The sequence below is a fragment of the Pantoea sp. FN0302 genome, from assembly GCF_050113775.1.
GTDB lineage: Bacteria > Pseudomonadota > Gammaproteobacteria > Enterobacterales > Enterobacteriaceae > Mixta > Mixta alhagi.
In genome coordinates this window covers 129,289-141,808 of the sequence record NZ_JBNJSM010000001.1, presented here as the reverse complement: position 1 = coordinate 141,808, position 12,520 = coordinate 129,289, and the positions used below count along the sequence as shown (strand labels likewise).

The window sequence follows — 12,520 nt, the reverse complement described above, 5'->3', positions numbered from 1 at the left end:
CAGTTGTGGTATCGAAGGCTACAACAGCGGTGCAATGCGACGGCTTTCACAAAATGGCCGCATAGAACGCATAACCCTATGATTATTAGTTGATTTCCCTGGCGCACCGTCAGCATAGTAAAGCTCCGCGCCTGACCAACAGGGATACCGTTGCAGACTAACCAGCAGGTTTACCGGGCGAAACTATGTTTTTTGCAAGGATTTTCATTGATAGCAGTCTGTTGATGGAGATCGCCCCTGTGCCCGCAGCTATCCGCCATTTGCCCGTCATGAAAAAATTTTCATCACTTGATTTGAAGGGGATCACAAAATGAATGGAAAGTTAAAAATCAGCCTGATCGCCCGACAAACCGGACTGTCGATCAGCACGGTTTCACGCGTGCTGGCGGGAAAAGCCAATACCAGCGATAGTGCTCGCCAGAAGGTCATGACCTGTGCCCGCCAGTACGGCATTTTGCAGGATTTGTCGCAGGGAAGACTGATGCTGAACAACCTGATCATCTTCGCGCCGCCGCGCGCGTTTTCCGTGCGTACGGACATTTTTTACTACAAGGTGATCCAGAGCGTGATTGAAGCGCTGAGGCCGTATGAGGTGCGCATCAGCTCCTGCGGCCTGGCTGAAGAACAGAGCGATAGTGCGCTGTTTGTTGCAAGGATGAATCATGCGCAAACGCAGGCGGCGCTGATTATTGGCATTGACGATCCCCATATTCATTCGCTGGCGGCGGATCTGAATAAACCCTGCGTATTAATTAACTGCAGCGATCGTGAAATGCGCCTCGACAGCGTTTCCCCCGATCATCATCTCATCGGGGAATTTTCCGCCAGTTATCTGTTCCGACAGGGGCACCGCAATATCCTTAATTTGCAGTGTTTGCGGCGCGCTACCATGGAGCTGCGTCTGGCAGGGATTCGTCAGGCATGGATGCGGCAAAATCTCACTTTTGACGCAGGTCAGCATCTGGTTACTACCGCCGGTTTCGGCGCAGAGGAAGCGGAGCTGGCGGTCACCAGCTGGCTCAGCACCCTGCCCGATCGTACCCATCGGCCCAGCGCGATCCTTGCCAGCGGCGATTTTATGGCGATGGGCGCAGTGGCGGCGATAAAAAAACTGGGCCTGTCAGTGCCTGATGATATCTCCGTAATGAGCACCGACAGTTCGAATCTGGCAGAGATCCATGACGTTCCTTTAACCTCAGTACAGGTACCGCGCGATGAACTGGGATTTGAGGCGATCCAGCTATTGCAGCGCCGACTGCTGCGGCCCGCTGCTCCATCCTGCAACCTGTTATTACAGGGAAAACTGGCGGTACGAGAATCGGTGCGGCGTTTCAGTGCACATAAAATAGAACCGGCGCTGAGTACCCATCATCCGCAGCTCTATGACGATCGCTTATAACATTAAATTTTTTAATAAATAAACAGTCGGAGCGAGAAGCAGATCCGTTTCATATCTGAGCTACACTTAGCTGGACCGCTTTAATCAATAAGGGTTATTTCAGCCTAAGGAGAGCCATTATGCCTCGTACGTCAGCTTGCTCAGTTATTCCTCCCTATATTCTGCGTAAAATTATTGATAACGGATCGGGGCATCAGCAGGATTATGCCCGCCGTACCTTAACGCATGTTCAGCATCTGATGGCGCATAACTGGCATAAGCCAACAGCGCCGCAAAACGCCGTCGGCGGTCATGTGGATCGTGAAATTTATGATGCGCAAAATACAGAAAGCTTGCCCGGTACGCTGGTGCGTAAGGAAGGCCAGCCTGACAATAACGATATTGCTGTTACCGAAGCCTGGGACTATTTGGGCGTAACCTATGATTTCTTCTGGCAGGCATATCAGCGTAACTCGCTGGATAACCAGGGGCTAACGCTGATGGGCACGGTGCACTATGGTAAAGAGTATCAAAACGCCTTCTGGAACGGACAGCAGATGGTGTTTGGCGACGGCGACGGCGAGATTTTTAACCGCTTCACCATTGCTATTGATGTGGTGGCGCATGAGTTAGCGCATGGCGTGACAGAAACCGAAGCGGGTCTGATTTATTTCGAACAGGCAGGCGCGCTGAATGAATCGCTCTCCGATGTATTTGGATCGCTGGTTAAACAGTTCCATCGCAAGCAAACTGCGGATCAGGCCGACTGGATTATTGGCGAAGGTTTACTGGCGGAGGGCATTAATGGACGCGGGCTGCGCTCAATGGCCGAGCCGGGCACCGCCTATGATGATCCCATGCTGGGCAAAGATCCGCAGCCGGGCCATATGCGCGACTATATTAAAACCCGTGAAGACAATGGCGGGGTTCATCTTAACTCTGGCATCCCAAACCGTGCATTTTATCTGGCAGCCAAAGCGCTGGGCGGCTACGCCTGGGAGCTGGCGGGACACGCCTGGTACGATACGGTTTGCGACAAAGAGTTGCCGCAGGATGCTGATTTTAACACCTTTGCGCAGTTCACGATTCGCCATGCGCAAAACCGTTTTAACAAGGCAACGGCGCAGGCAATTGAGAACGCGTGGAAAGAAACGGGCGTTTTATCATGAAAGAGTTACCGGAACTGACCGACGACGCCGTGATCGATCTGGCGCGCGAAGGCGGTTTTGCTTATATACCGAAACTGGCCGGTCAGCGGCGCATTGCGCTGGGGCAATTGGCCAATCCGCAAAAAGAGCGCGTCTGCGAAATTTTGCGGCACTCTTTACCATTAGGGGAACCGGCCGATAAGCAGCAACAGGCCGGGCGTGGCGATCAATATTATTACCGTATTCAAATCAGCTACGATACGCAGCATCACTCTGCTGATATTGTGATTGTGATTCCTGACAGCCTCGCGCCGCCGGAACTCAAGGCGCTGTGGAAAGAAGGCGAGTAAGACCATAAAAAAGGCCCCTTACGGGGCCTTTTTATTATTTCTTCTCGATCTGGTCATCCAGCGCGTAAGCAATCACATAATCGCCGCGATCCGGCGACTGACGTGCGCCGCCCGCAGAAATCAGGATGTACTGCTTACCGGTAGTCGGCGAGACATAGCTCATGGGGCCGCCCTGACTGCCGACCGGCAGACGTGCTTTCCATACCTCTTTACCGGTGGAGCTGTCGAAGGCGCGCAGATAGTAATCCTGCGTACCGGCGATAAACACTAACCCGCCCTGCGTGGCCAGCGTACCGCCCAGCGTCGGCATACCAATCGGCATCTGCATACGCATTTTCACGCCAAACGGACCGGTATCCTGCACGGTGCCTACCGGAACCTGCCAAACGATTTTCTGCGTTTTCAGGTCAATTGCAGAGAGCGTACCGAACGGCGGTGCCTGGCAGGGAATGCCCAGCGGCGACATAAAGCGGTTTTTATTAACCGCATACGGCGTGCCTTTCAGCGGTACTGCACCCATGCCGGTATTGATTGCTTCGCCGCCGTTGCTGCCGCGTGCAATTTTATCGGTGTTGGCCGGGATCATCTGTACCCACAGACCCAAACGCATATCATTAACAAAGATATAGTGATTGTTGGGATCGGTAGAGAGGCTGCCCCAGTTCATGCCGCCCAGCGAGCCAGGGAAACTGAGTGACTTATCGGTACCCGGTACGGTGAACAATCCGTCATAACGCATCGATTTAAAGGCGATACGACATACCAGCTGATCGAACGGCGTTGCGCCCCACATATCAGACTCTTTCAGCGTTTGCGCACCGATTTGCGGCATGCCTGTAGAGTGCGGCTGCGTTTTGGTGTACTGCTCGTTCGGGATATTGCCCTGCTTCATCGGCAGCTCTTCGACTTTCGTCAGCGGCTGACCGGTGAGGCGATCCAGCACAAAAATCTGCCCGGCCTTGGTGCCAAAAACCACCGCCGGTTTGGTGCTGCCATCTTTTTGCGGGAAATCAATCAGGCTCGGCTGCATGGGGATATCAAAATCCCACAGGTCGTTATGTACCGTTTGATAAACCCACTTCTCTTTGCCGGTAGTGGCATCAAGCGCCAGAATCGACGCGCCATATTTATGATCCAGCGGCGTACGATTAGCACCCCACAGGTCAACGGAGGAGCTGCCCATTGGAATAAATACGGTATTGGTCGCGGCATCCCATGACATTGGCGCCCAGGAGTTTGGCGTGCTGCGGGCATAAGACTGGCCCGGCTGCAGCGGCGCATTCGGCTGCTCATTGCCTGGATCGAATGCCCAACGCATCTGACCGGTAACCACATCGAAACCGCGCAGTACGCCGCCCGGCATATCGGTCTGCACGTTATCCGCTACGCGGCCGCCCACAACCACGGTAGTCCCTGCCAGAGTAGGCGCAGAGGTCAGCTGATATTTAGGATCCTGCGCATCGCCAAGTCCTGCTTTAAGATTAACGCTGCCGTTGTCACCAAACTGCTGGCAAAGCTCGCCATTATCAGCGTTGATCGCGATCAGGCGCGCGTCGATGGTGTTCATCAAAATACGGCGCTGGCAGCTATCACCCGCTGGCAAAGAGACCGGCGTAACCGGCGTTGAGCCAGGCATTGTTGGCTGAGGCAAAGGCTTATTAATATCAAAATAGGCCAGGCCACGGCAGCGGTTCCACACCTCGGCCTGTGCGTTAACCTCATGTTTCCAGATTTGCTTGCCGCTGTCGGCATCGACCGCAATCACATTGTTGTGCGGCGTACACATGTAAAGACGGTTGCCTACCTGCAGCGGCGTTTGCTGATCTTCCGCGCCGTTGCCGGTCGGACTATCCGGTACATCACCGGTGTGGAAGGTCCAGGCAACTTTTAAATCTTTCACGTTGTCACGCGTAATCTGATCCAGCGCCACAAAGCGGCTTCCGCCCGCTGTGTTGCCGTAGTTCTCCCAGTTTTTCTGCGCTTTACTTTGATCGACTGGCACCAGCGGCAGCTGTTGACCTTCAAAAGCTACCGTAGGGTGAGGCTGAAACATCTGCACCAGCGTTGCCAGCATAGCAACGACCAGCACGGCACTGGCACCATAAGCGGCTTTCGCGGCTGAGGGTTTATTCTCATGTTTGCGCAGTGCCGGTAACGTCAGCAACGCAAGGATCATAAAGCCGGTCGGCACCATCAGGCGCGAAACCAGCGGCCAGAAATCAAAGCCACCATCAATCGGTGCCCAAATCAAGGATCCGACAAACACCAGCGCGAACAGCAGCACCGCTGACGTTTTGCGACGGAAAAACTGAATTGCAGAGAGAATGGTGACAATGCCAGCAATAAGGAAGTACTTGCTACCGCCAAGTACGGCGAGTTTACCGCCGCCGATAGCAAAGAATCCCCCGGTAGCCAGCAGTACCAGCCCCAGCAAAATGCACCATATACCCAGCCCTTTCGATGAGCGGGCAGTTGTTTGAACCATAGTAGAACTCTCCTGGTGGAACCAAGGCTTAGCAATAATGATTAAGTCATCTGCCCGGCATGCGGACCGGCGCGGTGATTTATTATGCAGCCATAACAATGAGTTAATCCGAAACGGGCGATCCGCCCGCCAGTAGATCTTCTTCCTTAACCATCAACGCTTACTGCGCGACTCAAAAGAAAATAGACCAACGGCGCGGATTGTACCAATTGGTTCATAATGATTTAAACAAATATTTAACAATAGTGCGAAAATTCGCACTTTTACTGCAAACAGACGGAGAGAAAAGCGGGAGGGAAAAGAAGAGTTGCGCATCTGGCCGCCAGCCAGAGTAAAAGCGGTGAAAGCTTTACCGACTCAGCGGGAAAATTCGACCCGTTTCTTTGAAATAAGCCCGTGCCCATGCGTGCAGAAATAATCGGTCGCACCGCAGGCTTTCAACACCTGAAGCGGCTGATGGCATTCAGGACAGTGTGCCTGGCGAACATAGTGCGCACCGCACCGCTCACAGCAGAAATCGCTATCGGTCAGGGTTAGCGGGAAATCACATGCGTCACAGTGTTGCTTCATAACCTTTCCTTAACAATGAATATAAATTAAGCATCCGACTTTTTGCCGTCGGGAAAAAACCACAAGGCCTTAATGCCAGAATAATCTTTTTCAGTGAGATTTGCATGGCGTCAGTGATAGCTGGATAAAATATAAGTAAATCAATGATAAAAAACAAATAATGAGCAATATGGTTTATTTTTAATAACTCATTAAAAAAATAATAATAGTAAAAACTAACCGCAGATTTATTAATTAATTGCTTATCGGGAGATACAAAAAATAAAGTTCAACTAGCTATTCTATTAGAGGATAATTGAAATGAAGTGCTTAAATAATGCACAGCTAAAACAGATTTCTGGCGCTAACCGTCCTGGCGGCTACTGGGAAAATGATTACTGGGACTACGACCAGCACAGCGCCTGGGCTAATCAGTGGCATGATGCGGGTCGCGATGCCTGGAACAACCGGGGAGAGAGAGATTATCCCTGGAACAGGTCATAAATATGATACGGGGCTGCATTTGCAGCCCCGTATCAATTAACGCTTGTTCTTTTTCAGGTGCGAAAGCAGACGCTTACGTTTACGCTGCTGATTTGGCGTCAGCAGGTTACGTTTACCGGCGAAGGGGTTATCGCCCTCTTTAAACTGAATACGGATCGGCGTTCCCATCACGTTCAGCGAACGGCGGAAATAGTTCATCAGGTAACGCTTATAGGAGTCAGGCAAATCCTTCACCTGGTTACCGTGAATAACCACGATCGGCGGATTATAACCACCGGCATGCGCATACTTCAGCTTAACGCGACGGCCACGCACCAGCGGCGGCTGATGATCTTCTGAAGCCATGTTCATAATGCGCGTCAGCATAGAGGTACCAACGCGGCGCGTAGAACAATCGTAGGCTTCATTGATGGATTCAAACAGATTGCCAACGCCACTACCGTGCAGGGCAGAAATAAAGTGAACCCGTGCGAAGTCAATGAAGCCCAGACGGAAGTCGAGCGTCTCTTTCACTTCGTCCCGGATCTCCTGCGACAGGCCATCCCACTTGTTAACCACAATAACCAGTGAGCGCCCACTATTCAGGATGAAGCCAAGCAGTGAGAGATCCTGATCGGAAATCCCCTGACGGGCGTCAATAACCAGCAAGACAACGTTCGCATCTTCAATCGCCTGCAGCGTCTTGATAACCGAGAATTTTTCAACCGTCTCGGTTACTTTACCGCGCTTACGCACGCCAGCGGTGTCGATCAGAATATATTCCCGATCGTCACGTTCCATAGGAATATAGATACTGTCACGCGTGGTGCCCGGCATGTCATATACCACGACGCGATCTTCACCAAGGATGCGGTTAGTAAGCGTTGACTTACCAACGTTGGGGCGACCTACAATGGCAATTTTTACCGGCAGGCCCGTTGGGTCGAACTCTTCTTCCTCTTCCTCATCTTCGCCGCTCTCTTTAGCCGCTAACGCCGCCCAGTAGGCTTCGTTTTCTTGCTCTTCAGTCAGCGGTTCGGCCGGCACGACCTCGTCCATCCACGGCAGCAGCGCCGTTTCCAGCAGCGTGGTGACGCCGCGTCCGTGCGATGCAGCGATAGAGTGAATCTCGCCCAGCCCCAGCGCATAAAAATCAACCACGGCGCTGTCAGCATCCATCCCATCGGTTTTGTTGGCGACCAGAAAGGTTGCTTTCTCACGCGAGCGCAGATGTTTGGCAATAGCCTGATCGGCTGGCATCAGGCCAGCACGGGCATCAACCATGAACAGCACCACGTCCGCCTCTTCAATCGCTAACAGCGACTGTTCCGCCATCCGCGTTTCCACGCCATCCTCGGTGCCGTCAATACCGCCGGTATCGATGACGATGAACTCACGTCCTTCTACCTCGGCGCGCCCGTATTTACGATCGCGCGTCAGACCGGGGAAATCTGCCACCAGCGCATCGCGGGTGCGCGTTAAACGGTTAAACAGGGTGGATTTGCCCACGTTAGGACGCCCAACCAGCGCGACCACAGGTATCATAAATAAAGCCTCATTACGAAACGAAAAATCAGAAGCCTGAACAGGTTAGTATATACGGTCAGAACCGCCCCGATCAGGCTGAAGGCGCTAAGGATAACACGCCATCAAAAAAACGAAACGGCCCCTGTAAGCCAGGAGCCGTTAATCAGCGTTACGTTAGCCGCCAGGGGTTAACGGGTGATGGAATAAACCTCTCCGTTTTTGGCCTGGATCAGCAGCTTATCGCTGGCCACTACTGGCTCAGTCTGGAAGCCGGAGCCGTCAACTTTCTGCTGTGCCACAAAACGACCATCATCAGTATTCAGCCAGTGCAGATAACCTTCGCTGTCCCCTACCACGATATAGCCGTTATAGAGCACCGGCGAAGTCAGGTTGCGGTGCAGTAGATCGCTCTGACGCCAGATGGCGACACCGCCGTCGGCGTTAAGCGCCACGACGCGGTCATCCTGATCGACAAGATAGATACGGCCTGCATCAACAATGAAATCTTTCACCGAGCCGATCTCACGTTTCCATAAGATCTGACCGGAGCGCAGGTCCAGCGCCGTCAGGTTGCCGTTGTAAGCAAGCGCATACACCACACCGTTAAGGATCACTGGCGTCGTATCAACATCGCTCAGACGATCGATTTCAGTGGCGCCGCTCGGCTGAGAAATACGCTGCTGCCAAATAATCTGACCCTGATTAAGGATCACGGCACTAACGCGACCATTATCGCCGCCTACAATCGCGCCGCCAAAGGCGGTTGCTGGCGCAGACTCGCCGCGCAGCGACAGCGCTGGCATGTCCAGGTTAACAGTCCATTTTACCACGCCGCTGCTCTGATCCAGCCCCTGCAGCATGCCGTTACTGGTATGAACCAATATCAGACCGTCGCTCACCACCGGACGAGAAAGCGCCTCGCCTGCGACTTTTGTCTGCCAGGCTATGGAACCATCACTGCTGTTGAGCGCATAAACCTGAGCGCGTTCGCTGCCAATATAGATATGCTCGCCGGCTGCGGTAATACCGCCTGACAGCAAGGCTGGCGTATTCTTCGAGAAGAAACCATTATCGGTAGAAAGGTTGATCTTCCATTTTTCTTTACCGTCACTGGCATCCATCGCCTTAACGATACCAAAACGGTCGGCAGCATAAACGGTGCCTTCCTGCCAGGCGGGATGCAGGTTTGAGTAATAATCGCCAATGCCGTCGCCGACAGAGGTGCTCCACGCTTCCTGCGGCTCAAATTGGTTTTCAACTTTCGGCAACGGGGCCATTTTGACGACATCTTCTTCGCCGCTAAACAGCGAGCAACCGCTGAGTAAAGTGACTGAAATCAGCCCTGGCAGCAGGTATTTACGTAATTCCATGCGCTCTCTCTTGAATGGCTTAACCTAAGTTATTCATTTTCATCTGCATCATTTCTTTCAGCGCCGGTGACGCTTCGGAATCGATCCCCTTACTCCAGGCATCACGGGCACCTTGTTTATCGCCCTTGCTTAGCAGCGCTTCACCGCGAATATCCGCGATGATAGCCGTCCAGCCTTCGCCTTTTATGCTGTCCAGGGTTTTCAGCGCCTCGTCAGCCTGCTTTTGCTGCAGCTGAATTCGCGCCAGACGCAGATTCATTACCGCCTGCAGGTTAGCGTTCTGCGTATGTTTTATGCCACTCTGAAGCTGCGTAGCCGCTTTAGCCAGCTCATTTTTATCAACGTATTGCTTCGCTAAATCGAGCGAAGCCAGTGCGCCATAGGTATTGCTGTTATCGTTAGCAAACTTTGCCACCGCTTCCAACGTCTGCGGCTTGCTGCCATCCAGCGCGCTGGTCAGCTGCTGGTAATGCGCTGACACCTCACGTGCGGAGGTATCTTCATGACCGCTCCAGTAACGCCAGCCAGCCAGGGCACCGATGCCCAGCACCACGCCAACCGCTAATGCTTTGCCGTTATTGGCAAAAAAACGACGGAGCGCGTCCACCTGTTCGTTTTCGTTGCTGTAAACTTCCACGCCATCCTTCTCCTTAACTGTTCCTGCCGTAAGCGCTTATGACAACAGCGTCACTAACGCCGCCGCGACATCGTTTTGCGCCAGCGTTTGTTGCTCGCCGCTGCGCAGGTCTTTCACCACTACCTGCCCGGCTTTTACTTCGTCTTCACCCAGCACCAGCGCAACGCGAGCGCCCCACTTATCGGCACGGGCAAACTGCTTCTTAAAATTACCGCCGCCGAAGTTGGTCATGAGTTTCAGCGCTGGCGCGGCATCACGCACCTGCTCAGCCAGTTGCATGGCGGCAGACTGCACGCCCTGACCTGAAGCGATAACATAGACATCAACAATACGAGACGGTTCAAAATCGGGGTTTACCGCCTGCACCAGCAGCACCAGACGTTCCATACCCATGGCGAAACCCACGCCCGGCGTAGCACGACCGCCCAGCTGCTCTACCAGACCGTCATAACGGCCACCGGCACAAACCGTGCCCTGCGCGCCCAGGCTGGTGGTTACCCATTCAAACACTGTGCGGTTATAGTAGTCGAGGCCGCGCACCAGACGCTGGTTGACGGTATACGCGATACCAACGCTGTCCAGCAGCGCACACAAGCCGGTGAAATGCTCGCGCGACTCTTCATCCAGATAATCGCCAAGCGTAGGCGCATCGTTTAACAGCGCCTGCACCTCTGGATTTTTACTGTCCAGTACGCGCAGTGGATTGCTGTACATACGACGTTTGCAATCTTCATCCAGCTTTTCTTTATGCTGCTCCAGGAACGCTACCAGCGCTTCGCGATAGTTGGCGCGCGCTTCCAGCGAGCCAATAGAGTTCAGCTCCAGTGCGACGTGGTCGGCAATTCCCAGCGCTTTCCACCAGCGAGCGGTCATCATAATCAGTTCGGCATCAATATCCGGCCCCTGCAGGCCAAAGACTTCAGCACCGATCTGGTGGAACTGACGATAGCGGCCTTTTTGCGGACGTTCATAGCGGAACATGGGACCCATGTACCACAGACGCTGCTCCTGGTTATAGAGCAGGCCATGCTCAATACCCGCTCGCACGCAGCCTGCGGTCCCTTCCGGGCGCAGCGTCAGGCTTTCGCCGTTGCGATCGTCGAAGGTGTACATCTCTTTTTCCACCACGTCGGTCACTTCGCCGATAGCGCGCTTAAACAACGGCGTATGTTCTACGATCGGCAGGCGAATTTCGCTGTAGCCATAGCTGGCCAGCACCTGTTTAAGGATCCCTTCGATACGCTGCCAGACAACGGTGTCTGTCGGCAAATAGTCGTTCATGCCGCGGATGGCCTGGATGTTCTTCGCCACGTCATTTCTCTCTATATGTAAATTACACCAGACATATTGCCTGGCCGTTCTGGTAATAACACCAAAAACGTAAAACAGAAAAAACCTGTACGGCGCAGCCGTTCAGGTTCATTCAGCGCGCCACCAGCGTGACGCCGCCAGTTACTTTTCTACCTGCTGCACATTAATGCGGCGGGTTTCATCAAGCATTGCTGCTTTGGCACGAATTCGCGCCTCAAGCTGATCGATCATATCATCATTGTCGAGACGGTCGCGCTGACGCACACCATCTTCATAAAAGCCGCTTTTCTTGTTGCTGCCGGTTACGCCCAGCGTTGAAACCAACGCTTCGCCTGGTCCATTTACCACACAGCCGATAATCGATACATCCATCGGCGTGATAATATCTTCCAGCCGCTGTTCCAGCGCGTTAACGGTGCCGATAACATCGAACTCCTGGCGGGAACAGGTTGGGCAGGCGATAAAGTTAATGCCGCGCGTACGAATGCGTAGCGACTTCAGAATATCGAAGCCAACTTTAACTTCTTCTACCGGATCGGCCGCCAGCGAAATGCGCAGCGTATCGCCGATGCCTTCTGAAAGCAGCAGCCCTAAGCCAATGGCTGATTTCACTGCACCAGCGCGTGCGCCACCCGCTTCGGTGATACCCAGATGCAAAGGCTGATCGATCTGCTTCGCCAGCAGACGGTAGGATTCGACGGCCAGGAAAACATCAGAGGCTTTAACGCTCACCTTAAACTGATCGAAGTTCAGTCGATCAAGGTGATCCACATGACGCATCGCTGACTCAAGCAGCGCCTGAGGCGTCGGCTCGCCATACTTTTCCTGCAGATCTTTTTCAAGCGAGCCGGCGTTCACGCCGATACGAATAGGGATATTACGCTCGCGCGCGCACTCCACTACCTGGCGGATACGCTCATTGTTGCCGATATTACCGGGATTAATACGCAGGCAGTCAACGCCATACTCCGCTACTTTCAGCGCAATACGGTAATCAAAGTGAATATCCGCCACCAGCGGAACATTGACCTGCTGCTTGATAAGCTTAAAGGCTTCTGCGGCGTCCATCGTGGGCACTGAGACCCGCACGATATCAACGCCAACGCGCTCCAGCGCTTTAATTTGTTTAACCGTCGCTTCCACATCCGTGGTACGCGTATTGGTCATGGATTGTACGGCGATAGGTGCGCCGTCACCCACTGGCACCTTGCCGACGTAAATACGCGTTGATTTGCGACGGATAATGGGTGCTTCGTTATGCATGTTGTTTCTCCATAATCGC

General features: G+C 53.3%; 11 protein-coding genes. 4 read left to right on the top strand and 7 right to left on the bottom strand.

Going from position 1 to position 12,520, the window contains the following annotated elements:
* The first annotated feature begins 310 nt into the window (after positions 1-310).
* The 3 genes from ACQE32_RS00690 to ACQE32_RS00680 all read left to right on the top strand — a co-directional run bounded on the left by ACQE32_RS00690 (position 311) and on the right by ACQE32_RS00680 (position 2,876).
* Entirely contained in the window at positions 311-1,399 is a 1,089-nt protein-coding gene (locus tag ACQE32_RS00690) for a LacI family DNA-binding transcriptional regulator (protein WP_427021185.1), read from the top strand.
* 119 nt (positions 1,400-1,518) lie between these two features.
* A complete protein-coding gene (locus tag ACQE32_RS00685) occupies positions 1,519-2,547 on the top strand; it encodes a M4 family metallopeptidase (RefSeq protein ID WP_426971666.1) in 1,029 nt (342 codons plus the stop codon).
* Positions 2,544-2,876 carry a protealysin inhibitor emfourin gene (locus ACQE32_RS00680; protein WP_085070736.1) on the top strand — a complete coding sequence of 111 codons (333 nt, stop codon included), beginning with the start codon at positions 2,544-2,546 and terminating at the stop codon, positions 2,874-2,876. Before ACQE32_RS00685 ends, ACQE32_RS00680 begins: the two co-directional genes overlap by 4 nt.
* Before the next feature lie 34 nt (positions 2,877-2,910).
* Here ACQE32_RS00680 and ACQE32_RS00675 read toward each other — a convergent pair whose 3' ends face one another.
* Positions 2,911-5,361 (bottom strand): glucose/quinate/shikimate family membrane-bound PQQ-dependent dehydrogenase, encoded by a 2,451-nt coding sequence (locus tag ACQE32_RS00675; RefSeq protein ID WP_426971664.1) that lies wholly within the window; start codon positions 5,359-5,361, stop codon positions 2,911-2,913.
* A 357-nt stretch (positions 5,362-5,718) separates the two neighbouring features.
* The gene (locus ACQE32_RS00670) at positions 5,719-5,931 is read right to left on the bottom strand and encodes a zinc ribbon domain-containing protein (protein WP_426971663.1); all 213 of its coding nucleotides are present in this window, start codon (positions 5,929-5,931) and stop codon (positions 5,719-5,721) included.
* 300 nt (positions 5,932-6,231) lie between these two features.
* Between ACQE32_RS00670 and ACQE32_RS00665 the strand changes: the two genes are divergently transcribed.
* The gene (locus tag ACQE32_RS00665; RefSeq protein WP_426971661.1) at positions 6,232-6,414 is read left to right on the top strand and encodes a hypothetical protein; all 183 of its coding nucleotides are present in this window, start codon (positions 6,232-6,234) and stop codon (positions 6,412-6,414) included.
* Positions 6,415-6,450: 36 nt separating this feature from the next.
* Here ACQE32_RS00665 and der read toward each other — a convergent pair whose 3' ends face one another.
* The 5 genes from der to ispG all read right to left on the bottom strand — a co-directional run bounded on the left by der (position 6,451) and on the right by ispG (position 12,501).
* On the bottom strand, positions 6,451-7,938 hold the full coding sequence (gene der, locus ACQE32_RS00660; RefSeq protein ID WP_426971660.1) for a ribosome biogenesis GTPase Der: 1,488 nt from the start codon (positions 7,936-7,938) through the stop codon (positions 6,451-6,453).
* Positions 7,939-8,108: 170 nt separating this feature from the next.
* Complete coding sequence (gene bamB, locus ACQE32_RS00655) at positions 8,109-9,290, bottom strand: outer membrane protein assembly factor BamB (RefSeq protein ID WP_427021184.1); 1,182 nt, start codon at positions 9,288-9,290, stop codon at positions 8,109-8,111.
* Positions 9,291-9,309: 19 nt separating this feature from the next.
* The gene (locus tag ACQE32_RS00650) at positions 9,310-9,927 is read right to left on the bottom strand and encodes a YfgM family protein (protein WP_250650591.1); all 618 of its coding nucleotides are present in this window, start codon (positions 9,925-9,927) and stop codon (positions 9,310-9,312) included.
* A 36-nt stretch (positions 9,928-9,963) separates the two neighbouring features.
* Positions 9,964-11,238 carry a histidine--tRNA ligase gene (gene hisS / locus ACQE32_RS00645; RefSeq protein ID WP_085070724.1) on the bottom strand — a complete coding sequence of 425 codons (1,275 nt, stop codon included), beginning with the start codon at positions 11,236-11,238 and terminating at the stop codon, positions 9,964-9,966.
* A gap of 141 nt (positions 11,239-11,379) precedes the next feature.
* Positions 11,380-12,501 carry a flavodoxin-dependent (E)-4-hydroxy-3-methylbut-2-enyl-diphosphate synthase gene (gene ispG / locus ACQE32_RS00640; protein ID WP_427021183.1) on the bottom strand — a complete coding sequence of 374 codons (1,122 nt, stop codon included), beginning with the start codon at positions 12,499-12,501 and terminating at the stop codon, positions 11,380-11,382.
* Between the last annotated feature and the right edge of the window lie 19 nt (positions 12,502-12,520).

Coding starts and splice junctions, on each gene's coding strand:
- der (WP_426971660.1), bottom strand. CDS start 7,938: ATGATACCTGTGGTCGCGCTGGTTGGGCGTCCTAACGTGGGCAAATCC.
- bamB (WP_427021184.1), bottom strand. CDS start 9,290: ATGGAATTACGTAAATACCTGCTGCCAGGGCTGATTTCAGTCACTTTA.
- ACQE32_RS00670 (WP_426971663.1), bottom strand. CDS start 5,931: ATGAAGCAACACTGTGACGCATGTGATTTCCCGCTAACCCTGACCGAT.
- ACQE32_RS00680 (WP_085070736.1), top strand. CDS start 2,544: ATGAAAGAGTTACCGGAACTGACCGACGACGCCGTGATCGATCTGGCG.
- ACQE32_RS00685 (WP_426971666.1), top strand. CDS start 1,519: ATGCCTCGTACGTCAGCTTGCTCAGTTATTCCTCCCTATATTCTGCGT.
- ACQE32_RS00690 (WP_427021185.1), top strand. CDS start 311: ATGAATGGAAAGTTAAAAATCAGCCTGATCGCCCGACAAACCGGACTG.
- ACQE32_RS00675 (WP_426971664.1), bottom strand. CDS start 5,361: ATGGTTCAAACAACTGCCCGCTCATCGAAAGGGCTGGGTATATGGTGC.
- ispG (WP_427021183.1), bottom strand. CDS start 12,501: ATGCATAACGAAGCACCCATTATCCGTCGCAAATCAACGCGTATTTAC.
- ACQE32_RS00665 (WP_426971661.1), top strand. CDS start 6,232: ATGAAGTGCTTAAATAATGCACAGCTAAAACAGATTTCTGGCGCTAAC.